We start from the raw sequence: 23,128 nt of genomic DNA on the forward strand, positions 1-23,128 counted from the left end.
CCTCCTCGCTCGATGTCACGATCGAATGCAAGCTAGCAGTCCGGGCGTTGTCCCGCCCAGCCCTTTTCCTGGCCCTGAGGCCGCCTCGCCGTCAGGCCGTCGCCCGGGCCATGTTGCCGGAGCCGCGCAGGACCGGATCGCCCCGCAGCCGCAGGAACGCCAGGCCGAGGGCGAGGGCCTGGAGTATGCCGCACACCAGGATGGCGTGCTGGAGCGCCGACAACGGTGTCAGGGCAACCACGATTCCCGCGACCGGGAAGGGCAGCAGCAGGAGCAGGATGGTCAGAGAGAGGGTGCTTCCGAAGGCGGCCGGCGGTATGAGGAGGGAGCGCAGTGTGCGCAGTACGACCGTCAGGCCGCCGTCCGCGGCCATGAAGAGCGCCATGACCAGGACGTACGAGATGTAGGTGGGCGCCTGTGCCAGGGCGAGGCAAGCCGCGGACGCGACGGTGGAGCAGACCACGCCGACGCCCCACAGGCCCAGCCGGTTGAGCGCGAATCGGCAGGCCGCGACGGCGAGGAGGGTGGATGCCGCTGCCGCCGACCAGAGCGTGCCCACGGCTGCCGAGGTCAGCCCGAAGCGCTCGATCACGATGATCGGGCTGGCGGCCTGCAACAGCCCGAGCGCAAGGTTGGAGACGACCAGCCCGGCCACGAGCCAGCTCAGCACGGGCAGTGAAATCAGCGTGTGCCAGCCGGTCTTGAGCCCTGCTTCCCGTCGCACACCGTTCTTCGCCGAGCCGCGCAGTGGCGTCGGCGGGGTCTGCAGGGCGAGACAGGCCGCGAGGACGGACAACACTCCGAGGACGGCGAGCATATGGCTCGGCCCGGCGAGCAGGAGCACACCTCCCAGCGCGGGCCCGGTGAGCGTGGCGGTCTGGTCGATGCCGATCAGCACGGCCTGCACCTTGTGCGCCTGTCCTGCCGTTCGCCGGCTGACGATCGCGCCCACGGCTTCGTTGGCGATGAAACTGAACTGTGTCAGGGCACCTGTTCCGGCGGCCAGCGCCATCACGGTGACCGTTTCGGCCGTCCCGCTCGGAAGCATGAACAGGGCGACGCCTCCCGCCGCCACGAGCAGCGCCCGTGCCAGGGAGGCGAGGAAGAACACGATCGCGGCTCCACGCCGGTCGACCAGGTCGCCCGCCAGGCCGAAGGCCGCAACCCGCGGAAGCCATTCCAGCGCGAAGGCGAGACCCGTCAGAGAGGCCGACTTGGTCGTGGCCAGCACCAGGAGCGGCATGGCGTAGGTGCACATGGAGAAAGCGAGCGCGTCGAAGGCTCTGGGTGCGTATACCCGGCGGAGCAGGCTGCCTTGGGGAATGGCTGCGTGCCGACCGGCCGGTAGGCCCTCATAAATCGAGATGGTCACGGAGTGGGGTGCTTTCAGTCAGCGGTGGCATGACAAAGGGGAGGGGCCGACCCGGCGGCCCGTCGCATGAAGGACCCGGTCGAAGATTCTTGGCCTGAAGCCGGAAAGTATGTGCCGAAGCCGTTCCTGCAAGGCGGCGTCCGGCCCTCGGGGAGCTTCCGTCGTCGGCCGTGTCGAGCGGGAGGCTCCGCACTCGATCAGCAGGGCATCAGGGGTTGTTCGTACGCGGTACGCGGCCTTCGCACCGCCGTCCGCGCACCGTCGGCGCGGGCCCTTGAACGGCTGCGTAGCCTCGTCGGACATGCCTCTGGGATTCCCGTGACCGCGCACCGAGGGGATGCCGGTTGCCCCGCGCGTGCCGCTCCGCTCGGCGGCGGGTATGACTGTGACGGGGACGCTGTCCGTCCACGCCGGGGTGCGAGCTCTTGGGCACGCGGACTCCACTCGAGTGGGGGCAAGAGGGAAATCAGGCCTGCGGTATGAAGCGGCACGCCCGACAGTTGTGAAGTGACCTTGCCATAAGCCTTGTTGCGCAATCAACCACGGATTGCGCACGACTTTTCCGCGTCATGTCCGCACCGGTGCCCGGCCGCGGGCGTCAACTCCACTGCAGAGATGGACAGTTCGGGTCGTCCCGGACCGACCGCCCAGGGTCACGTACGAGGGCCTGGGAGCCTCTCAGGGCCAGGCAGGCCCTCGTACGCGCCGGTTCTTCGACGTTCTACGCGTAGAACGGCCCCGGGTAGGCCCACGTCGTCGTACCGAAGATCTCGGGGTCGTCGATCGACACCCGCACGTTGCTGACCTTGAGCCCGTACTGGATCGGGGTCATGCCGGCCGGGCAGTCGACGTCCACGATCGGGGTGAAGTTGACGAACCAGTTGGGCCCGTATTCGCCGTCAGGATAGTCCCGGAGCCGCTGCACGAGGTTGGCGGCGCCGCCCTCCACGTAGACCGGGGACAGGCGGCGCTGGTCCTGGTGCACGACGAAGGCGGTCGAGTGGTCGAAGCTGCCGTCAGGACGCAGACAGCCGAAGGTGCGGTCGGTGTCCGCATACGCGTCGAAGTATCCGGTACCCGCCAGTCCCGCCTTGTAGCCGGGCTGCTCGCGGACGTTGTGCAGCACCGTCCCGAGCTTGAAGCCACCACAGCCGGAGGACGGGTCGAACTGCCGGAAGTACAGCTGGCAGGTGTTCGGTTCGTTGTACGCGGCGTCCGGATCCGGAGTGTAGGGCTGGGGCACGACCGCCCCGTAGAACTTCATCGTCATGGAGACGCCGCCCGGAGTGGGCGCCGGGATGTCGACGACGGTGCCGGCCTGTGCGGCGCTCGGTCCGGTCAGGACGAGTCCTGTGGCCGCCAGCAGCGCGACGCCCAGTCGCGCCAGAATCCTGCGGATACCTGTCTTATGCATCTACTTGCTCCCCCTTGAGGCACATCGGTCAAGGCACGCTAACCGCGACTCAACACCCGCACCAGACAAACGACTTGAATCCACACAAGTGGAGGAATGGCCCGCAGAGGTCTGCCGTCCGGAGACATTCCGGCTGGCCCCCCGAGGTGACCGGGGGCTGCTCTCCCCACAGAGCCGGGGGACAGCCGCAGCGAAAATCCTCGGCCACGCTTCTAGCGTGAAGGTGCGTATCGATCACCTCGTCGCAGGAGCCGCACCGAATGGACCGGAACAACGCCCCACGCCGTACTGTGCTCGCGCTCGGCACCGCCGCAGCCGCCGCACCCTGGCTCGGCGCAGTCCCCGCCCGTGCCGACGCCTCGACCACGGGACGAGCCGCGGACACGGCACGCGCGGCGGCCACAGACCTGGACGAGCTCGGCATCGTCGAGCTTCGCCGTCGGATGGACGAAGGACGGCTCACCGCCGAACAGCTCACCCGCCACTATATGGAGCGCATCGAACGCGTCGACCCGCTCCTGCACGCGGTGATCGAGGTCAATCCCGACGCACTGCGAGAGGCCCGGCGCTTGGACTCCGAGCGAGACCGCCGTGGACCCCTGCACGGCATGCCCATCCTGCTCAAGGATCTGGTGGAGACCGCCGACCGGATGCACACGACGGCCGGATCGCTCGCCCTGCGGGGCCTGCGGCCGGCGACAGACGCCAGGGTCGCCGCCAGGCTGCGCGCGGCCGGCGCCGTCATCCTCGGCAAGACCAATCTCAGCGAGTGGGCCGGCGGGATGTCGCTCACCCACCACGCCGGCTGGAGCGCCCGCGGCGGCCAGACCCGTAACCCCTACAAACTGGACCGGTCGCCGAACGAGTCCAGTTCAGGAACCGCGGTCGCCGCCGCGGCCAACCTGTGCGTCGCCGGAATCGGTACGGAGACCAACGGCTCGATCATCGACCCGGCCTCGGCGAACTGCGTGGTCGGGGTGAAGCCGACCGTCGGACTGGTCGGGCGCGGCGGTGTGATCCCCGGTGTGCCGAGCCAGGACAGTGTCGGTCCGATCGCGCGTACGGTCCGGGACGCCGCGATCCTGCTCGGCACGCTCGTCGGGATCGACGACCGTGATCCGGCGACCGAGGCGAGCCGGGGCCACTTCCATCGTGACTACACCCGTTTCCTCGACGCCGACGGGCTGCGCGGGGCCCGCATCGGCGTACCGCGAGCGGTGTACTTCGGCTACAGCCACCACGCCGACGAGATCGCGGAGCGGGCGATCGCCACACTGCGCAAGGCCGGGGCGACGGTGGTCGACCCTGCCGACATCCCGACAGCCGAGCAGCTCGAGGACCTGCCCAGCTCGATGGTCGTCCAGGCGTACGAGATCAAGCGTGGACTCAACGCCTACCTGGCCGCCGCTCCCGGTGACCATCCGCGCAGCCTGGCGGAGCTGATCGCGTTCAACCGTGCGCACGCCGACCGCGAACTGCGCTACGTGCGGCAGGACGGCCTGGAGGCGGTGCACGAGCTGGACTTCACCGAACGCGAATACCGTGAGGCCCTGGCCACCAACCACCGGCTCTCACGCACCGAGGGGATCGACGCGGTGCTGCGGCGCTTCGACCTGGACGCCCTCGTCATGCCGACCACCGGACCACCGGCCAAGATCGACCTGATCCGCGGGGACAGCTACGGCGGCGGCTCGTCGACGCCTGCCGCGCTCGCCGGATACCCCGCGATCAGCGTCCCGGCCGGCTTCGCGTTCGGCCTGCCGGTCGGCCTGACCTTCATGGGTACGGCGTGGAGCGAGCCGGTTCTGCTCCGCCTCGCCCACGCCTACGAGCAGGCTTCCCGCGTCCGCCGGCCGCCGACGTACCGGGACGCCGATGTCGGTTTCTGACCCGACGGACGGGAACGACGCGTTGGCGGCGTAGCCGTGGTGGCCACTTGCCCAAGGGGACACCACGGCAGTCACGGTCGCGCGGTCTCCGACACCTTGATGGCGCCGACCGGGCAGGCCCGGGCCGCCTCGCGGAGCATCGGGTCGGCGCTGTTCTCCTGTCCGGGCAGGAGGGTACTGAAGCCGTCGTCGTCCTGAGTGAATACGGCCGGGGCGGACATCGCGCACTGGCCGGCGCCGATGCATACGTCCGTGTCGATGTCGATGTGCATGAGGAGACCCCCTACCAGGCCACGGGCAGATCCAGCATTCCCTGGATCGTGTCGCCCGGTTTGAAGCGGACCTCGTCCGGCGCCACGTCGAGCCGCAGCCCGGGCACCCGCTCGAACAGGGAACGCAGGGCGATCTCCATTTCGGCACGGGCGAGGTTCTGGCCGAGACACTGGTGGACGCCGAAGCCGAACGCCACGTGATGGCGGGTGGGGCGGTGCCAGTCGAGGGTGTCGGGTTCGGCGTAGACCTCCCCGTCGCGGTTGATGACCGAGGTCGCGAAGACCACGCCCTCGCCGGCGCGGATCGTCGTCCCGTCCACCTCGATGTCCTGCGTGGCCTGCCGCAGCAGTCCGTCCGCGATGGACAGCATCCGCATCAACTCGTCGACGGCCGCGGGCCACAGCGACGGGTCGGCCCGCAACTCCGCGAGCCGTTCGGGGTGTTGGAGCAGGGTGTACGTGCCCAGCGAGATCATGTTGGCGGTCGTCTCGTGGCCGGCGACCAACAGGATCGTGGCGAGCGCGACCGCCTCCTCGCGGTCCACCGCGCCCTCCCGCAACTGTTCGTGGACCAGGGCGTCGAGGACACCGTCGCCGCCGGGTGACTCGGACTTGCGGTCGATCAGCGCCCCGAGGTAGCCGTCGAGCTGGTCGCGCGCGTCCCGCACCTCGTCCAGGTCCCGGCCGCGCAGCAGCCGACGGGACTGCTCCTCGAAGAACTCGTGATCGGCGTACGGGACACCGAGCAGTTCGCAGATCACCGTCGAGGGGACGGGGAGCGCGAAGGCGTTCACCAACTCGGCGGGCGGGCCCTGCGCGAGCATCGCGTCGAGGCATTCGTCGACGATCCGCTGGATGGCCGGCCGCAACGCGGCGGCGCGCTTGAGAGTGAAGCTCGGGACCAGCATCCGCCGCTGGGCGTGGTGCTCGGGGTCGTCGACGTTCAGCAGGGCGGCCCGACGGTCGCGGAACGCCACGATGCGCGGCGAGGTGGCCGGATAGCCGGGGCGCATGCGGTCGGACGACAGGCGGGAATCGGCGAGCAGGCTGCGGGCCACGTCACGGCCGGTGACCAGCCAGACGGTCCGGCCGTCGTAGAGGGTCACGCGGGCGAGCGGTCGGGCGGCGCGCAGGGGGTCGTAGGCCGTGGGCGGCTGGAAGGGACAGGTGCGGTCCTGGGGGAAGGCGACGGGCGCCGAGAGCGGCCTCACGTCTGCCGTATCCGTCATGTCTGTCATCGAAGACCTCGCGGACGAAGGGTGCGTCGTACCGATCTTCATTAGATGCCGCGGGCATCTAATGAGGTGACATCGACTTCAGCCAGATCCGCGAAGGGGACAATCTGACCGGAATTAACCGCTCCGGTGTGCGAGTGAGGGAGGGTTTTCGGGCCGCCTGCCCGAACTCAGGAGTGTTGAGGGTTGGTCACCCGTGGTTGTGCGCCTGGCGGCGCTGTGCAGTATCGGCCTCGCCGTTGCCCCCTGCACCGCTTCGGTTCGGGCCGTCGGAGGACACGTACCGATCAGGCTGGAGAACAGCTGGGTAGCGGCACGGCAGCGGCACTCCCTGCCCCTGAAAGCCGCTCGTCGGTCTCTGGACGTGCGACTGAGCATGATCATCGACGTTGACCTCGCACACACGACATGCGCACAATCTGCGGACCCGCGACGGCCGTTGGCGAACAGGGAGGCCCAGCATGTGTGGAGATTGCGGTCACCGCGAGACCATCGCCGCGATCGCGCGAAATCCCGCGGCACCGGCCGACGTCCTGACCAGGCTGCTGTGCGAGGAAGCCGAGGCGGCACGAGGCACGATCGCCTACCGCGCTCTGCCGGACGACGTGGTCGATGCCATGGTCGCGCACCCCGACCGCAGGGTGCGGGCTCTGCTCACCGAGAACATCTCGGTACCGGCGGAACAACGCGCCAGGCTCGTGGACGATCCCGATCCATACGTCCGCCTCGGTCTGGCCATCGGACCCGACTGGTTCCGAGTCCCCACGCCGCCACTGCCCCTGTCCACCCAGCAGCGTCTGCTCGCCGATCCGGATCCGAAGGTCCGCCGAAACGCGGCCTTCTGCCACCACACGGCTCCGAGCCTGGTCGCCGGGCTCGCCGACCATCAGGAAGCGGACCTTCGCCGGGCGGCCTGCCGCGAGTGGGCCCTGCTCCCGGAGGACACCCGAAGCTGTCTGCTCGGCGACGCCGACGACTCAGTCCGCCAGGCGGCCATGATCGAGGCCTGCCGCGAAGACGCGACGTACACGGACCTGCTTCTGGACGCAGGAATCGACAGCCTCGACCGGTGGACAGTGATCCGTTGCGGCGCCATGAGCACCGCGACCGCCGAACGGCTCGCAGCCGGCGCCGATGCGGAGGACCGGCGAGAGCTGGCGGCCAACCTCAACGTTCCCATCGATATCGTCCGGGAGCTGGCGGACGACGACGAGCACAGGGTACGGCTGGCGGTATCGGTCCGCCCCGAACTGACGGAGTCGGAACGCGCCGCCGTCACCATCGGCCCGTCCGACCGGCTCCATCCCGTCGAATGGGTTCGCCTCTGCGCCGATCCCGATGTCCTGCGCCAATGCGCCAAGTCGGCCAACACTCTGCTACGGCGCAGCGCCACCTACAGCCCGCACCTGCCTGCCGACGCCATCGACCTGCTCTCGAAGGACGACGACCACCCCGTACGACTCCTGCTGTGCGAGAACCAGCCGACCGTCGACAGCGAGGTGGTGCTGCAGACCTATCTGGACTGCCAGGTCATCACCAAGGGCGCTCTGCAGGGCCACCCCAACTTCCCGCGCGCGGGCAACGGGCAACGTTTCGCCGACGACCCGGATCCAGCGAAGCGACGGCTGGTGGGGCTGGACCCCGAAGCACCCGTCGACGTTCTGGTCCGGTTGCTCGCCGACCCCGACGATCTTGTACGCGCCGTGGCAGCCGCACACCCCGCACTGCCGGTCGACCTCATCCTCGAAAGCTGCGGGAACCCGGAGACCTCCTCCTACGCCCTCAGCAACCCAGGCCTTCCCGCGGAAGTCATGCACCAATTCCTGGATGACGCGGGCATCCCCCGCTGACGCGGATCAATCGAGCGCGGGCCCCGTCGAGGACACCCGCAGCCGCATCACCACGCCACTCGCACCGCAGTCCGTCCGCTTCGGTCGATCCGTCGAACCCGGCACCTCCTCGCGACCGGAGGCCCACAGCCCTCGGCGGCACAGATTCACCACAGCCTCGACAGAGTGATTGACGCGCGCTGAACAGCGCTCTACCTTCTGATCGACTTTCCGAACCTGGTTCGAAATATCGGCCAACTCGCTTGCCTGGCTGCTTCCTTCACGTCCCGGTTCGCCCTCGCCGCGCAGCCGCTCACCCGCCCCCGTACGCCGCCTGGAGACCAAGATGAGCGCAAGACCCCAGCCGTCCCGCCGCCTCTTCCTCGGTATGGCCGCCGCCACTCCCCTGGCCGTGTCCGGCGTACTGACCCTCGGCGCCGGCACCGCCCACGCGGCCGACTCGGCGTACGTGATGTGCTACTTCACCGAGTCGACCAGCCTCGGCGCGGGCACCGACTACGGCCTTCACCTCGCCGTCAGCACCGACTCGCTCAACTGGACGCCGCTGAACCAGAACAACCCCGTGGTCACCCCCACCGCGGGCGCCCTCGGTCTGCGCGACCCGTTCCTCATGCGCAAGCAGGACGGCAGTTTCGTCGCCATCGCCACCGACCTCAAGGGCACGGACTGGAGCTACAACAGCCAGTACATCCATGTCTGGGACTCCGCCGACCTGCGCACCTTCACCGGTTACCGCCGCCTCAAGCTCCACGACATGACCACCCACAGCTGGGCCCCCGAGGCGTTCTGGGACGCAGGGCGAGGCCAGTACGCGGTCATCTACTCCTCGGTCAATTCCAGCGGCCATAACGTGATCATGGTGAACTACACCAGCGACTTCGTGACCGCCTCGGCCCCGCAGGTCTTCTTCGACCCCGGCTACGACGTCATCGACGGCAACATGGCCGTCGGCGTCAACGGCGTCAACTACCTCTTCTTCAAGAAGAACCAGACACTGGTGGCGGCGAGGTCCAGCTCTCTCGCCCCGGGCAGCTTCACCGAGTTCAGCGCGGGCGTCGCACACGGCGGCACCGAGGCCCCGACCGTGTTCAAGTCACTGACCTCGAACACCTGGTACCTGTGGGGTGACACGTACACCCCCAACGGCGTCTTCTACGCCTGGCAGTCCTCCAACCTTGCCTCGGGCACCTGGACCGCGCTCGACCAGAAGACCTACACCCAGCCGGTCAACTCCAAGCACTGCGGCATCGCGACGATCACCACGGCCGAGTACAACAACCTGCTCACCAAGTGGGGTGCGCCGACCTGGAACCGGCTCAAGTCGTACAACTTCCCGGACCGTTACGTGCGCCACGCCAACTACGCGGCCCGCATCGACACGTACCCCTTCGACCTGTACACCGACTCGCAGTGGAAGCTCGTTCCGGGTCTGGCCGACAGCTCCGGTGTCTCCTTCCAGTCGGTCAACTACCCCACCCGCTATCTGCGGCACTACAACTACCAGCTCCAACCCGACGTCAACGACGGCACGTCGACGTATGCGGGCGACGCGACCTTCTACCGCACGGCGGGCCTCGCGGACAGCTCCTGGTCGTCCTTCCGCTCGTACAACAACCCGACTCGCTACATCCGCCACGCCAACTACGTGCTGCGCATCGACCCGATCTCGACGTCAACCGAACAGCAGGACGCGACGTTCCGCGTCGGCTATTGATGGGCCCACATCCCCTGGGATGCTCTGCAGATGAAGCTCAGCGCGATCACACTCGACTGCCCTGATCCACTGGCTCTGGCGGCCTTCTACCAGCAGGCCACAGGCCTCGAACCCCACCCGAAATCCGACGCCGACTTCGCTGCTCTCACCTGCGAGAACGGGCTCACCATCGGCTTTCAACGGGTCGACGACTACCAGGCTCCGCGCTGGCCCGACCAGACGGTTCCCCAGCAGTTTCACCTCGACTTCGCGGTCGACGACCTGGACGAGGCCGAGGCCCGGCTGCTGGACCTGGGCGCGGGCAAGCCGGATCACCAGCCGAACGAGGACAGATGGCGGGTCCTGACCGACCCGGCCGGCCACCCCTTCTGCGTCATCAGGGGCTGATCCCTCCCAGCGCCATGCATTGGCTTGTTCTGGGATCAGTGGTGAAGCGACCGATCACACTAGGGTCGACGTCATGGCAGTCAATGAGGATGCCCTGCTGACGGAACAGATGGCTTACTACCGAGCCCGCGCGCCCGAGTACGACCGGGTCTATGCCGAGCGTGAGGATCTCCGCGAGTTGCTGACTGTGGTCGACGACCTGCCGATTGCCGGGGACGTGCTGGAGCTGGCTTGCGGAACGGGGCAGTGGACTGGAGCGTTGGCCGCGCGGGCGAGTTCGGTCACCGCTGTCGACGCGTCACCGGAGGTGCTGGGTATCGCACAAGCACGGACAGCTTCCGCCGACGTCCGGTTCGAGCGCGTCGACGTGTTCAACTGGCAGCCGCCGCGCCGGTACGACACCGTGTTCTTCGCCTTCTGGCTCTCCCATGTCCCGCCGTCCCGGCTCGGCGACTTCTGGAACACCGTGGCTGCCGCACTCGCACCGCACGGCAAAGCCATCTTCATCGACGAAGGCCCCTCCGCAGCCGCCCGTGAGGACGTGGCCGCGGAAGTGCGTCGACTCGACGACGGCAGCGAGTACCGCATCGTGAAGGTCTTCCACGATCCGGAGGAACTCACAGGCGAACTCGCCGAGTTGGGGTGGTCCGCCGACATCCGGACACGGGAGGAGTTCTTCGTCGGCATCGCAGAACCACGTTCCGCCACCTTCACCTAGCCACGTTTCGGCTCTGGCCCAGTCCATGATCCGCCGGACGGAACCCGGCGTGAGGCGCTCGAAAAACCAGTGGAGCAGCGCCGCTGTGCGCCACTACCGTGCTGCCGAACCAAGTCGTCTGGGCAAGGACGTGCCGTTGTACACCGTGTGAGACCCCCCGAGTGCTGAATCGTCGCGCGTCGCGCATCTGCGCCGCGCTCCTTTTTGCTGCGGACTTCTCACTGAAACCGGTGTACTTCTGTGCTCGAAGACTGGGTGGTCATGCCCACCTGCCTACCGCTGGTTCTCCGCCGTTGCCACGCGTGCGCGTCCGAGCGCTTCCGGGCGAACGGCAAATTTCGCGTCAACGCACACCACAAGCTCATCGACGCCTGGCTCCTCGCGCTCTGTACCACCTGCGGGGAAACCACAAAGCTCACGGTCCTGGAGCGGATGAACGTGCGCTCCGTACGAGCTGAGCTGCTGGACCGGCTGCACGACAACGACCCTGGTCTGGCAGCCGAGTTGCTCCAGGATCCGGTCGTGCGACGCCGTAATCGCATCGCCCTCGACTGGGACAACGCCTGGCGTCTCGACACCGGCGGACCGGATCACCTGGACCGCGAGGTGAGCGATGTGATCGATGTGTCGGTCCGCTTCACGGCGCGGATCCCTGTCCGGCCGGTGCGGCTGATCGCCGAAGGCTTCGGTCTTCCGCGGGCCGAGGTCGGGAGACTGATCACGGAGGGGAACCTCGTGTCGGCGATCCGGCTGAGCGGCAAGCTCTCCGGCGACTTCACCTTCACGCTCAAGCGCTGAGCCCCCCTAGGGACCAGGGGCCTGTCCGGCAAGTCCCGCCGGACAGGCCCCTGGTGGGCCGGCCTTTCGAGGGCGAGCGTGTTCACGGGCGCCCACCCGTCAGGCCCAAGTCAGCTCCGTCGAGCTCAGCCCGCCGCCCCGTCGAGCAGCCGGCTGTAGCGCAGCCGCAGCGCCCGCTCCGTGCTGGCCGCCACAGTGGCCACCCCGATCACGACGTTGCCCCATGCCGTCAGATCAATGGGCGAGGTGAAGGTCCCGACGTACTGGGCGACGCCCTCCGGATCCCGGGTGACCTGTTCGGCGAGCTGAAGGATCAGGAGAACCAGGCCGATGACGAGCACGATTGCCGACAGGGAACCGATACAGCGGCTCAATGCGGGGTGCGCGCGGTCGAAACGCGCGCGGCGCCCCTCGGCGGAGGCGGGGTCCGGGGTGAGCTGGAACTCGGCCCCCTCGGCAGTGACGTAGTGGCAGCGCTTGAGCCCGAAGCCGCTCGTCCTCACCTTGACGGTGCCGTCCTGGACGGGGAAAACGGCAGGGACTGTGGACTCGGCGTGATGCCTGCCATCGAGGTACAGGTGGGCTATGACCCGGCCGGACGAGGACGAGTAGTTCTGATGCCTGACGTCGACGGCATAGACCGCCTGCCGACCGTCGTCGTCCATCAGCCGAAGATGGAACAGTGCGCGAGTAAGAACCTGCCACCAGCGGAAACGCTTCAACGATCGCCCGTCCCCGGGCATGACCCGCCGCACGGCCCGACGATGCCGCCATTCCTTGAGCATGCCTTCGCTCCCGTTACTTGCTGGGCTCCGCCGCGCAGGCGAGGTCCTGCGACGGGCGGTGCCCGGTGGTCAGGAACGCCGTCACCGCGTCGTTCGCGCACGTGTTGGGGCCGAACGGATAGACACCGTGCCCGCCCTGGTCGGCCGTCACCAGCGTGGCCCGCTTCCCGAACGTCTGCCGCAGCTTCTGGGCGCCGGCCAGCGGCGTTCCCGGGTCGCGCTCGTTCTGCACCATGAGCACGTTCGACGGACCCCGGTCACCGATGCGCACCGGCGGTTCGACCCGCTCGTCCGGCCAGAACGCGCACGGTCCGATGCTTGCCGCCGACCCGCCCAGCATCGGGTACCTCAGCCGGTCGGCCGCGACATCGCGCTGATACTCCCGGACCGTCCCCGGCCAGCGAGAATCACCGCAGATCACATAGAAACGAGCGGCCATGAAGTTTTCCATGTTGTCCATCGACGGCGGGGTGTCGGGCGGCAGCGGCCGATCCTTGTCGAGCGCCTGCCACATCTCGGCCAACACGGGCATGGACGCATCGCTGTAGAGGCGGTCAAAGGTGATCCCGCGGAACAACGTCCCGTCGATGCCCCGGACCGGCTTCCCCTCCAACCGCTTCGCGAGCTCGAAGAACTTCGCGGTCACCTGCTCCGGCGTGGTGCCCAGACCGTACTCGGGGCGCGCGGCCGCGAACGCCGCGAAGTCCGGGAACCTGTCCTCCATTCCACGGGCGAGCGACCGCATGGCCGTGACGTCGTAACCGCCGGGGCCCAGGTTGCTGTCGAGCACGATCCGGTCGCTGCGCCCCGGGAACAGCGTCGTGTACACCGCACCGAGGTAGGAACCGTAGGACCCACCGAGGTACGAGAGCTTCGGCTCGCCCAGTGCCTCCCGGATGCGGTCCATGTCGCGCGCGGTGTTCGCGGTGGTGGTGTGCGGCAGCATCGATCCCGTCTTCGAGGCAGCGCACTGCCTGGCGATGGTCCGCGCGTTCCCCGCCGCCCGCGCGACATCGGCCGCGGTGTGCGCGTACGGCGGCAGGTTGCCGCGGTTCCGCTGTGCCGGCGTCAGGTCACAGGTCACCGGCGTGCTGCGGCCGGTGCCGCGCGGATCGAAGCCGATCACGTCGTAGGAGTCCAGCACCTTCTGCGGCAGCCCCGAGGCGGCGAGAACGGCCGGGTAGCCGAGTCCTGAGATGCCGGGGCCGCCTGGATTGGTCAGCAGCACGCCTCGGCGCTTCGAGGGCTCCCTGCTCGCCAGCCGGGAGATCGCGATCTCTATCTCTCGGCCGTCGGGATTGCCGTAGTCCAGCGGGACTTTGAGTGTCGAGCACTCCAGACGCGGTGAAGCAGCCGGTGAAGCGGCCTTCTTCTCCGAGCACGGGCCCCACCGCACGGTGTCAGGCATCGCCGCCACCGACTCTTCCGGAATCGCGGTCACCGCTACCGCGGTCGCCACCACGGCGGTTGCGGCGAGGGCGAGGGACAAGGTTCTGTGCATCGAGGTCATGCATCCACCTCATCTGCCTTCACGCTCACCTGACAGGGCGTGATGTCACCACTTGACCGTGACGTTCGTCAGTACGAAAGCATGATGCGGCGTCACTGGTGCCTCTCCTGGACCTCGACGCCGACGAGCCGGCCCGCATCGACCGAGCCGGCTCGCATCGACGCCACGGTCAGGCCGTGAGCCGTTCGCTGACCTCCCAGAGGCGGGCGGCCGCCTCCGGGTCCACGGCGCGGGGCAGTACGCCCGGGCCGTCGCCGCCGGCCCAGGCGGCCTCGTTCCCGGGGGTCACCAGCGGGCTGATGTCGACGTTCTCGCAGTAGACCCCGCCGAGACCGTCGAGCTGCGGGCTGGTCGCACACCAGACGCTGGTGGCCGCGCCCTGCTGCACGGTCTTCATCTGGCGCTTGGGGTCACGGACGGGCTTGCCCTCGCTGTCGAGAGCGCCCGCGGCCTGGAGTGCGGCCGGGTCGAGGTGCTTGACCAGGCCCGCGTCGACGATGAGCCCCGGGTGCACGGCGAACGCCCGGATGCCCTGCGCCTGCCCGCGCCGGTCCACCTCGACGGCGAACAGGGCGTTGGCTGTCTTCGACTGCCCGTAGGCCAGGAAGGGCTCGTAGGCCCGGTGCTCGAAGTGCAGGTCGTCGAAGTCGACACCGGCGAAGCGGATGCCGCGCGACGACAGCACCACGACCCGCGCGCCCTCGGCCGCGACCAGCGCGGGCCACAGCCGGGTGGTCAACTGGAAGTGCCCCAGGTGGTTGGTGGCGAACTGCCCCTCGTATCCGCGCGCGTCCCGCGCCAGCGGGGTCGCCATGATCCCGGCGCTGTTGACCAGGAGGTGCAGGGGACGCCCGGACGCCAGGAACTTCTCCGCGAAGGTGTCGATGGACGCCGGGTCCAGCAGGTCCAGGTGCTCGACCTGGGCTCCGGGTACGCCCTTGAGCGCCGTCCGGGCCCGCTCCACGTCCCGCGCCGGTACGACGACCTCGGCGCCGGCCGCGCACAGGACGCGGGCGGTCTCCAGCCCTATGCCGGAGTAGCCGCCGGTGACGATCGCCACCTTGCCGGTCAGGTCGATCCCCTTGATCACCTCCTCGGCGGTCGAAGCGGCGCCGAAGCCGGAACCCAGGGGGTGCTGTGTGGTGGTCATGTCTGGTCTCTCCTCAAGCCTCAGGACGAGCTGCCCAGACCACCGTAGGTCGACTGATCCGTACGATGAATGCTTGAGAATCCGCATTACTTGCGTGATAGTTCGAGTATGACCGCAGACCCGTTGTCCGACGCCCTGGCCGTCGCCGACGCCCGCAGCGTGTTCTCCGGTGGCTTCACGGCCGGCGGGGACTGGGCCATCGAGCTGCGCGGACGCGACCGCCTCAAAGTGAACGCCGTGCTGCGGGGCAGCTGCCTGCTGGTCCGCGAGGCGGGCGGCGAACCCGTGCGGCTCACCGAGGGGGACGTCGTGGTCTCCGACGGCGGGCAGCCGTACACGCTGTGCAACCGGCCCGGCGTTGAGCCGACGGACTCCAACGACGTCGTCATGGACCCGGTGACCCGGATGGAGCGGCTCGGCCAGGGAGAGGCCGTGGACGTGGAATGCGTGTCCGGGCACATCGACCTGAGCCGGGACCGCGGTGACCTGCTGCGCCGGGCGCTGCCGGAGCTCGTCCACGTACGGGCCGACTCGCCCGAGGCAGGCGTACTGCGGTGGCTCATCGGGCAGTTGGCGACGGAGATGAAGACACGCCGGGCCGGCGTCGAGTTCGTCTCGGCCCAGCTCGCACAGCTGATGTTCGTGCAGGTGCTGCGGATCTGCCTGACCGACTCGGAAGGGCTCCCGCCCGGCTGGCTGCGCGCCCTTGCCGACGAACGGCTCGCCCCTGCGCTGCGCCTGATGCACGGCGACCCGGCCCACCCCTGGCAGCTGGAGGAGCTCGCCCGAGCGGCGGCGATGTCCCGCACCACGTTCGCCGTACGGTTCAAGGAGGCGGCCGGAGTACCGCCCCTGACCTACCTGCTGAACTGGCGCATGAGCCTGGCCGCCCGGGCCCTGAGACAGGACACCGCCCCGGTCGCGACCCTCGCCCGCTCCGTCGGCTACACCTCCGAGAGCGCCTTCAGCAACGCCTTCAAGCGGGCGGTGGGCGTGGCGCCGCGGGCCTACCGGGTAGAGGCCACTGCCGGGACTCGTCCGAGCGACAGCTGATCCCGTCCGCGACTCCGGTGAGGATGCCGCTTCAGTAGGGATGCCGGTCCGGCTTGTGCGACCAGGTTTCGTAGGCCTGGGCGCCGAGTTCGGGGTGGATCTGTTCTACGTGGATGCGGCGCTGGTCGAGGGGCTTCTGGAAGTCCTCGTACTGGAAGGCGTCGTCGAAGCCGATCTCGCGTGTGGCCTTCAGATCGCAGCTGTAGTAGACGTTGTCGATCCGCGACCAGTAGATGGCGCTCATGCACATCGGGCAGGGGGCGCCGCTGATGTAGATCGAGCAGCCCTTGAGCATCCGGGCCCGCTCCGGTACCGGGTCGGGGGACCCTTCGGGGCGCGGCACATATTCGAGCGTGCTCTCGTTCTGGTGTTCCGGCGATATCGAGGGAGCCTCGGGATTCAGACGCTGCACGGCCTTGCGGATGGTCTCCACTTCGGCGTGCGCGGTGGGGTCGCCGGTGAGCAGAACGCGGTTCTGACCCCGGGCCACGATTTCGTCGTCCCGGGTGATCACAGCACCGAACGGACCGCCCCAGCCCTCATCGACGGATTCGGTCGCCAACCGTACCGCTTCGGTCAGAAACTCCTTGTGACTCATGTCGGACCTCCGCTCGGCATCACCGAGGAAAACTGCCCCGATTGCCCGATAACTCCCCTTGGAATTAGACTACTCCGCATGGGTGTCAGTGCAATCCGTGCCCCGACCGGCGACGGTGCGACCGTTGTGACCTCCCAGAAGGTGCGGGAAGGCCGCGCCGACGACTATGAGCGATGGCAGGAGCGGACCAACCATGCCGTGCGCGCATTCGACGGATTCGAGGGGACGGAAATATATCCCCCGGGCGCCGGTGAAGAGCGGGAATGGGTGGTGGTCTTTCGCTTCTCCCGTATCGACCTGCTGACCGCCTGGCTGGAATCCGGCGAGCGCCAGGAACTGCTTGCCCAGGGACGTCCGTTGTTCGACGGGACACCGACCCAGGAGGTCCTGGTCGGCGGCACTCCACCGCCCCCGGACGAGGAAGCCGTCACGGCGGTCATCTCCCACGAGGTGCGGCCCGGCCGCGAAGAGGACTTCATGCGGTGGCAGGACAAGGCCCTCAAGGCCCAGGAGAAGTACCCGGGTTTCATGGGGACCGAGTTGTTCAAGCCGGTCGAGGGGATCCAGGACAACTGGGTCGTCGTATTCAGATTCGACACCCACGAACACCTCGACGAGTGGCTCGCGTCGGGCGCCCGCGAAAAGCTCCTTGAGGAAGGCCGGGACTACTTCTACTCCTACGACGTGCGCAAGGTGGAGTCCGCGTTCAGCGGTTGGTTCCGCTTCGGGGAAGGCGCGGACGAGGCGGTCCCGCCCAGCTGGAAACAGGCCATGACCGTTGTGCTGGCGCTGTATCCCACCGTGATGGTTCTGAATCTGACGGTCGGTTTCGAGCTGGACGAGCTCGGACTGCCCGGCTATATCGGCCTGTTCATCGGAAACATGCTGAGCGTCTCCATTCTGACCTGGCTGCTGATGCCCTTGGTGAACCGGGTTCTCGCCTTCTGGCTGGCGCCCAGCAGGGCGCGTTCCGTACGGACCCATGTGGCGGGGGCGGCCCTCGTGATGCTGTGCTGGGGGCTGTGCATCCTGATTTTCGGGCTGACCACCACCGACTGACCCCGACTGCCCCGACTGACCACCGACTGAGGAGCGCATCATGAGCGGAGTTGGCGGGGGCAGTGAAGTGATCGAAGGGGAGATCGTCCGGCGGGGCGACGCCGCCTACGACAGCACCTGGTCGGCCATGCTGTGGAACGGCCTCAAGCCGGAGCGCTTTCCCGACCTCATCGTCCGGGTCGCCTCGGACAGCGATGTCCGGGCGGCCGTCCGGCTGGCCCGCTCCGAAGGTCTCCGCGTCGCCATTCGCTCCCATGGGCACAGCTGGTGCGGCTCCCCGCTGCGCGACGGCGGCATGCTCATCGACCTCTCGGCGCTCAACGCCTGCGAGATCGATCCGGCCGCACGCACCGCGGCCGTCCAACCCGCGCTCACCGGGCGGGAGTTCGTCGCCGCGCTCGCCCCGCACGGCCTCGCCTTCCCGGCCGGGCACTGCGGGCCCGTCGCCCTGAGCGGCTACCTCCTCAGCGGTGGGCTCGGCTGGAACTCGGGCCTTCACGGTCCGGCTGCCGCCGGCGTGCAGGCGGTCGAGGTGGTCACGGCGGACGGCGAGGCCGTCACCTGCAGCCGAAGCGAGAACCCCGACCTCTTCTGGGCCGCACGCGGCGCTGGCCCCGGCTTCTTCGCGGTCGCCACCCGCTTCCACGTGACACTGCACGACCTTCCGGCGGCGGTCGCCGAGACCACGTACACCTTCCCCCTGACCGAGGTCGAAAGGGTCACCCGCTGGGCCACCGAAGCGGCCCGGCTCCTTCCGGCGAACGTCGAGGCGTCCTTCATGCTCTCGACCGCCTCCCCGGACATCACGGCGGCTTCGCCGAGGCCCAAGGTGATCAGCTTCACCGGCGCCGCCTTCGCCCGCACGCGGGACGAGGCCGTCCGCTGCCTGGACCCACTGCGTGCCTGCCCGTTCGCCGAACTCGCCCTGTTCCAACAGACGGATGAGCCGAAGACCTTCGAGGACCTGTACGGCACCTCGTCCGGCTTCTGGCCCCACGAGCACCGCAACGCGGTGGACACCCTGTGGTCGGACACCGGGTACGAGACCCTGCTGCCGATCCTCGCCGCCTCACTCGCCCGAGCCCCCTCCGAGCAGTCGCTCGTCCTCGCTCCCCTGTGGCCCGCCTCCCGGGACCGCTCCCTCTCCGACGACATGGCCTTCTCGGTCCTGGGCGAGACCTATGTCGCCCCCTTCGCGATCTGGGACGACCCGGCGGCGGACAGCGCCAACACCCGCTGGCTCCGGGACACCATGCGTGCCGTCGAGCCGTACGGAACCGGCCACTACGTCGCCGAGGCCGACCTCACCGCCGACGCCTCCCGCGCTCGGAGGTCGTACACCCCGGAGGACTGGGAGCGGCTACAGGCCCTCAAGGCCACGTACGACCCCGCGAACGTCTTCCACACCTACCTCACGCCGTAAGGCCCAGGCTCAGGGCTGTGGGCGGCCGACGGCCTGCTGGTAGCGGAACAGGGCGGCGGGGTCGCACCGGCGTTTGACGTCGACCAGGCGGTCGTAGTTGGCGCCGTAGTAGGCGTGCCGCCAGTCGCGCAGGTCCGGGTCGGGGAAGTTGACGTAGGCGGCGTCGGTGTTCAGGTGACGGCGCAGCATGTGGTGGGCGGCGCGGGTCTGTTCCAGCAGGCCGCGCACCTGGGCGGGCGGGGCGGCCGGCTTCCAGTGGGTGCCGATGTCGATCACGAAGGCGGCTTCCCGGTGGGGGTAGGCCGTTTCGTCCGGTCGTCGTGTCGCGGTGTCGCCGCCCATGGCGAACAGGGTCACGTAGCCGGTGCTGCGGCCCGGTCCCGGGCGCCAGTTGCGGGTCCAGTCGGCGATGGCCGCCACGGTGTCGGGGCCGGGCCACTGATGGGGGACGAGGGACTTGGAGGCGTAGGCCTCTTTCGGACCGGGGGTCTCCATCAGGAAGTCCTGCGCGGACCAGAAGCCGCGTTCCTCGATGACCGCCTGGGCAGGGCGCAGGCGCAGCAGCGGTGCGAACCGGCGGAGCAGTCCGTCCTCGTCGCCCAGCCGCTGCCCGAGCAGGGCGAGGGCGGCCGTGCCGTCGCCGGCGTGCTTGAAGCCGATGCGTACGTCGAAGTCGTTGTCGCGGTCCGTGTCGAGGATGTCCCGCAGCTCCTCCAGCACATCGACGGCCACGTGCAGGGGGTAGGTGAGGTGGAAGACGGTGGCGCGCAGCCTGCCCACGGGTACGGCGGCGAAGGTGAACGCGGTGTTGATGCCGAAGTTGCCGCCTGCTCCGCCGCGGCAGGCCCAGAACAGGTCCGGGTTCTCGTCCTCGGCCGCGCGGGCGAGGCTGCCGTCGGCCAGTACGAGTCGCGTCTCCGTGAGCCGGTCGCAAGTCAGGCCCCACTTGCGGTCGTTGAAGCCGAGGCCGCCGCCGAGGGTCAGGCCCGCCACGCCCACCTCGGGGCAACGGCCACCGGGGAAGTACAGGTTCGCGGCGCGGGCGGCGTACACGTCGGAGTTGGTGGCGCCTCCGCCGAGCCGCAGCTCATGCCCTCGCGGCACGACCTGATTCATCGCGCGCAGGCTGACCACCAGGCCCGGGGTGGTGGAGTAGCCGGCGTAGTTGTGACCGCCGGAGCGGGGAGCGAGCGGCACTCCGTGTTTCGCGCACCACCGCACCGCCGTCTGTACGTCGCTCTCCGTCGCGCAGGCGAGCACCCCGGCAGGACGCACGTACGCGTAGCGCTGGTTGTCGGCCGTCGCACGGGCGGCGTACTCCGGCTGCCCCGGTCGGTACAGCCGGGCGGCCGGGCTCAGGCTCCTGGCCAGCTCGCGCCATGCGCCGGACTCCGCTCCCCCGACGAGGGCCGTCCGGCGGGCGGAGGCGAAGGCCGGGCCGTTTCCGCCACCCAGCGCGATCGCGGCCCCGGCGGCCGCGACGGCTCCTCCGGTACGCAGGACATCTCGTCGGCCAGTCTCCACAGGTACGCCCCTTCGCACTTGGTGTCCGGATGCCGGAGGCGTGGGAATCGTGCACGTGCTCTGCGCAAGATCCCCAGCCCAGGCAGGGCTCACGATGGAGAAGGACGGAGTGGGGTGCGGGTTCTGACACCCCGGGACAGACAAGCTTCATGCGAACGGGCCACGCACGATCAAGGCCCGACCCCTGGGGCCGGGTACGTACCCGGGCCTGCGTGCGCCCCCGGTGACGGTCAGGCGTCCTCCGGGCGCTCGCCCGGTTCCCACGCCGCGGGGCCGGCTCCCGCGGCTATGCGGCGGTAGGCGGCGCGGGCATGGACGAGGCGAGCGACCGCCGTGCCGATGAGAGCCGCCGCGAGCAGACAGCTGAGCCAGAACGTGTCGCGGTGTCCGGCCCAGCTGAGGGTGCCCAGGGGCGGGATGGCGAAGGCGTTGAGGAACAGCCAGCACAGCGCGGCCGTACCGGGAGCCGCGGTGAAGCGTGAGCGCCCGCCCAGCAGTGCGGCCAGCAGGGACAGCGCCGCCAGCGCGAGCGCGGGCCGGTCGGGACCGACGAGGGCGTTGAGGGTGGCCACCAGCAACAGGGCACCGCCGAAAGCCGCGGCCCACACCAGCGGGGTCGCGACCGGCCGAGGGACGGGCCTTGCCCCGGCGCTGAGAAACACCCACTCGATCACGCTGACGGTTCCTTCCGGTCCTCCCGGGCGCCGACGGAGAGATGCACCGACCGTCCCATGGCCGTAGCGGGCGGCCCCAGGAAGGGGATTCTCCCACTCGGTCCTCGACGGCACTCCCGTTGGCCGATTCCGGGCGCTCATCTGGGACCAGAGCCTCCGAAACCGGGCTCGGACAGGCCGGGTCAGAGCCCGAAGGCGCCACCCTCGATGAGGATGAGCAGGCCGATGGCGATGAGGACGACGGGCAGCAGGACGTGGCCCCAGCGGGCGAGCGCCTTGGCGACGACCGGACGGGCGGCGAAGAACCTGCCCGCGAAGCACCACACGGCAACCAGGATCAGGAACACCGCGGCGTACACGCTCATCCCGCCGATGCCGGCGGTGGCGAACACGGGAACGTAGACGCCGATGTTGTCCCCGCCGTTGGCGAAGGTCACGGCGGCCACCGCCACGGAGGTCGGTCCGCCCGCCTGTTCCCGGTCCTCGTCGTCGCCGTCCTCACCACGGTTTTTCCATGCCTGCCGGGCCGCCTTGAGGCCAAGGGCGAGGGGCAGGAGACCGAGGTACGGGACGACCGGCTCGGGCAGGAAGGTGGCACCCAGCGCGGCGGCCACGGCCACGGCCAGGATCGCGGCGAACCCGAGGTACTGGCCCAGCACGATCCTGCGGTTGGACCCGCGGTGCCCGGCGCCCTGGGCGAAGAACAGCGCCAGGATCAGGATGTCGTCGATGTTGGTGACGGCGAACAGTCCGACTGCCTGCCCGATGATGCCCAGGTCCACGAACCAGCCCGCCCTACTCGCACGACAGAAGCTGGACGACCCTACGCGGAACCGTGCAAAGAGCGGCACCGGGAGCCGGCCGCCGTGCGCACACCCCTCACAGCTCCGCGAATGCCCTCGCGCAGTACACCGGACCGCCGCCCAGCCCGGCCACGTTCAGGATCGACTCCTCCGTCAGCTGGGTGTCGTCCTTGCGCGGACAGTTGTTGTCCAGGTCCGGTTCGCCGATGACCTTGACGTCGGGCAGCACCTCCCCTTCGCAGGGGACCTCCTCGTACTTGTCACCCGTGTCCGAAGCCTCCAGGCAGTCACCGACGCGGATCTCCATACCGCCTTGGCCCGGTTCGCCGGGGTGCGGGGCCTTGAGGTTGCGTACGCAGGCATAGCCCACACCGGCCACGTACTTGAGGTAGTCACGCGAGCCCGCGACCTCCCATCCGGGATCGCCGCTGATGCCCAGCACGTCGTCCGTGGAGTCGGAACAGTCGATGTAGGTGTACACGGTCGTCTTCTTCTCGACGCGCTTGAGGACCTTGCCGATGGCGTCGGGGTCGTCGCAGGGCATCTCCACGGCATGACCCTGCTCGTCACCCCTCGGGGGCCCGTAGCAGTCACCCTTGGCCATCAGCACGTTGTCGTCGTTGTCGTAGTACGCCGGCTTGGACGGGCTGCTCGACGGGGTCCCGACCGAGGCCGGGGCCGACACGGTCGGTGGCGCCGACGATCCACTCGCTTCGTCGTCGCCGTCCGAGCAGCCGGTCGCCCACACCACCAGTGCACCCAGTACGGCGGCAGCTCGTAGGACACGCCCGTTTCGCATCTCAAGGCCCCCCTGCCTCGGCGTCGCGGCAAGCATGAGACGAACGCATCGGTCACGCAAGCCCCCGCACCTCACCCGGGAACCGCTCAACTCCCCTTGTG

At 69.0% G+C, this 23,128-nt stretch carries 21 protein-coding genes; 9 read left to right on the forward strand and 12 right to left on the reverse strand.

Translation table 11 applies throughout. The features are described from left to right. Window positions 1-91 precede the first annotated feature (91 nt). Window positions 92-1,372 carry an MFS transporter gene (locus tag QF035_RS04960; RefSeq protein WP_307518432.1) on the reverse strand — a complete coding sequence of 427 codons (1,281 nt, stop codon included), beginning with the start codon at window positions 1,370-1,372 and terminating at the stop codon, window positions 92-94. A 721-nt stretch (window positions 1,373-2,093) separates the two neighbouring features. Further along, a complete protein-coding gene (locus QF035_RS04965) occupies window positions 2,094-2,786 on the reverse strand; it encodes a hypothetical protein (protein WP_307518434.1) in 693 nt (230 codons plus the stop codon). Between the two features lie 260 nt (window positions 2,787-3,046). Here QF035_RS04965 and QF035_RS04970 point away from each other — a divergent pair, with 260 nt between their 5' ends. Beyond that, window positions 3,047-4,675 carry an amidase gene (locus QF035_RS04970; RefSeq protein WP_307518436.1) on the forward strand — a complete coding sequence of 543 codons (1,629 nt, stop codon included), beginning with the start codon at window positions 3,047-3,049 and terminating at the stop codon, window positions 4,673-4,675. A gap of 71 nt (window positions 4,676-4,746) precedes the next feature. On the opposite strand, the gene QF035_RS04975 is transcribed toward QF035_RS04970, so the two are convergent. Both QF035_RS04975 and QF035_RS04980 read right to left on the reverse strand, forming a co-directional pair. Then, a complete protein-coding gene (locus tag QF035_RS04975) occupies window positions 4,747-4,947 on the reverse strand; it encodes a ferredoxin (RefSeq protein WP_307518437.1) in 201 nt (66 codons plus the stop codon). A gap of 11 nt (window positions 4,948-4,958) precedes the next feature. Then, entirely contained in the window at window positions 4,959-6,185 is a 1,227-nt protein-coding gene (locus tag QF035_RS04980; RefSeq protein ID WP_307518440.1) for a cytochrome P450, read from the reverse strand. A 458-nt stretch (window positions 6,186-6,643) separates the two neighbouring features. Here QF035_RS04980 and QF035_RS04985 point away from each other — a divergent pair, with 458 nt between their 5' ends. From QF035_RS04985 to QF035_RS05005, 5 genes are all read left to right on the forward strand, one after another. Beyond that, window positions 6,644-8,032, forward strand: coding sequence for a hypothetical protein (locus tag QF035_RS04985; protein ID WP_307518442.1), 1,389 nt, complete (start codon window positions 6,644-6,646; stop codon window positions 8,030-8,032). Between the two features lie 325 nt (window positions 8,033-8,357). Next, complete coding sequence (locus QF035_RS04990) at window positions 8,358-9,746, forward strand: glycoside hydrolase family 43 protein (protein WP_307518444.1); 1,389 nt, start codon at window positions 8,358-8,360, stop codon at window positions 9,744-9,746. Between the two features lie 30 nt (window positions 9,747-9,776). Then, the gene (locus QF035_RS04995) at window positions 9,777-10,133 is read left to right on the forward strand and encodes a VOC family protein (RefSeq protein WP_307518446.1); all 357 of its coding nucleotides are present in this window, start codon (window positions 9,777-9,779) and stop codon (window positions 10,131-10,133) included. A 73-nt stretch (window positions 10,134-10,206) separates the two neighbouring features. Next, the gene (locus QF035_RS05000) at window positions 10,207-10,851 is read left to right on the forward strand and encodes a class I SAM-dependent methyltransferase (protein WP_307518448.1); all 645 of its coding nucleotides are present in this window, start codon (window positions 10,207-10,209) and stop codon (window positions 10,849-10,851) included. Between the two features lie 240 nt (window positions 10,852-11,091). Then, window positions 11,092-11,649 carry a DUF1062 domain-containing protein gene (locus tag QF035_RS05005; RefSeq protein WP_307518450.1) on the forward strand — a complete coding sequence of 186 codons (558 nt, stop codon included), beginning with the start codon at window positions 11,092-11,094 and terminating at the stop codon, window positions 11,647-11,649. Between the two features lie 125 nt (window positions 11,650-11,774). On the opposite strand, the gene QF035_RS05010 is transcribed toward QF035_RS05005, so the two are convergent. The 3 genes from QF035_RS05010 to QF035_RS05020 all read right to left on the reverse strand — a co-directional run bounded on the left by QF035_RS05010 (window position 11,775) and on the right by QF035_RS05020 (window position 15,094). Next, window positions 11,775-12,434: a hypothetical protein gene (locus QF035_RS05010; protein WP_307518452.1), complete on the reverse strand. Its 660-nt coding sequence runs from the start codon at window positions 12,432-12,434 to the stop codon at window positions 11,775-11,777. A gap of 13 nt (window positions 12,435-12,447) precedes the next feature. After that, entirely contained in the window at window positions 12,448-13,935 is a 1,488-nt protein-coding gene (locus QF035_RS05015) for an alpha/beta hydrolase (protein ID WP_307530898.1), read from the reverse strand. 178 nt (window positions 13,936-14,113) lie between these two features. Further along, window positions 14,114-15,094: an oxidoreductase gene (locus QF035_RS05020; RefSeq protein WP_307518454.1), complete on the reverse strand. Its 981-nt coding sequence runs from the start codon at window positions 15,092-15,094 to the stop codon at window positions 14,114-14,116. A 108-nt stretch (window positions 15,095-15,202) separates the two neighbouring features. On the opposite strand from QF035_RS05020, the gene QF035_RS05025 reads away from it, so the two are divergent. Beyond that, window positions 15,203-16,147 carry an AraC family transcriptional regulator gene (locus QF035_RS05025; protein ID WP_307518456.1) on the forward strand — a complete coding sequence of 315 codons (945 nt, stop codon included), beginning with the start codon at window positions 15,203-15,205 and terminating at the stop codon, window positions 16,145-16,147. A gap of 31 nt (window positions 16,148-16,178) precedes the next feature. On the opposite strand, the gene QF035_RS05030 is transcribed toward QF035_RS05025, so the two are convergent. After that, complete coding sequence (locus tag QF035_RS05030) at window positions 16,179-16,745, reverse strand: nucleoside deaminase (protein WP_266756413.1); 567 nt, start codon at window positions 16,743-16,745, stop codon at window positions 16,179-16,181. A 78-nt stretch (window positions 16,746-16,823) separates the two neighbouring features. Between QF035_RS05030 and QF035_RS05035 the strand changes: the two genes are divergently transcribed. Then, window positions 16,824-17,804 (forward strand): antibiotic biosynthesis monooxygenase, encoded by a 981-nt coding sequence (locus tag QF035_RS05035; protein ID WP_306935835.1) that lies wholly within the window; start codon window positions 16,824-16,826, stop codon window positions 17,802-17,804. Between the two features lie 40 nt (window positions 17,805-17,844). Continuing rightward, complete coding sequence (locus QF035_RS05040; protein ID WP_307518459.1) at window positions 17,845-19,227, forward strand: FAD-binding oxidoreductase; 1,383 nt, start codon at window positions 17,845-17,847, stop codon at window positions 19,225-19,227. Window positions 19,228-19,236: 9 nt separating this feature from the next. Here the strand turns inward: QF035_RS05040 and QF035_RS05045 are convergent, their stop codons facing one another. From QF035_RS05045 to QF035_RS05060, 4 genes are all read right to left on the reverse strand, one after another. Beyond that, on the reverse strand, window positions 19,237-20,751 hold the full coding sequence (locus QF035_RS05045) for an FAD-binding oxidoreductase (protein WP_307518461.1): 1,515 nt from the start codon (window positions 20,749-20,751) through the stop codon (window positions 19,237-19,239). Window positions 20,752-20,981: 230 nt separating this feature from the next. Next, window positions 20,982-21,425 (reverse strand): hypothetical protein, encoded by a 444-nt coding sequence (locus QF035_RS05050; protein WP_307518463.1) that lies wholly within the window; start codon window positions 21,423-21,425, stop codon window positions 20,982-20,984. A 182-nt stretch (window positions 21,426-21,607) separates the two neighbouring features. Further along, a complete protein-coding gene (locus QF035_RS05055; protein ID WP_307518465.1) occupies window positions 21,608-22,207 on the reverse strand; it encodes a cadmium resistance transporter in 600 nt (199 codons plus the stop codon). Between the two features lie 97 nt (window positions 22,208-22,304). Beyond that, window positions 22,305-23,027 carry a hypothetical protein gene (locus QF035_RS05060; RefSeq protein ID WP_307518467.1) on the reverse strand — a complete coding sequence of 241 codons (723 nt, stop codon included), beginning with the start codon at window positions 23,025-23,027 and terminating at the stop codon, window positions 22,305-22,307. Window positions 23,028-23,128: the final 101 nt, after the last annotated feature.

The organism is Streptomyces umbrinus, from assembly GCF_030817415.1.
GTDB classification, from domain to species: Bacteria; Actinomycetota; Actinomycetes; order Streptomycetales; family Streptomycetaceae; genus Streptomyces; species Streptomyces umbrinus_A.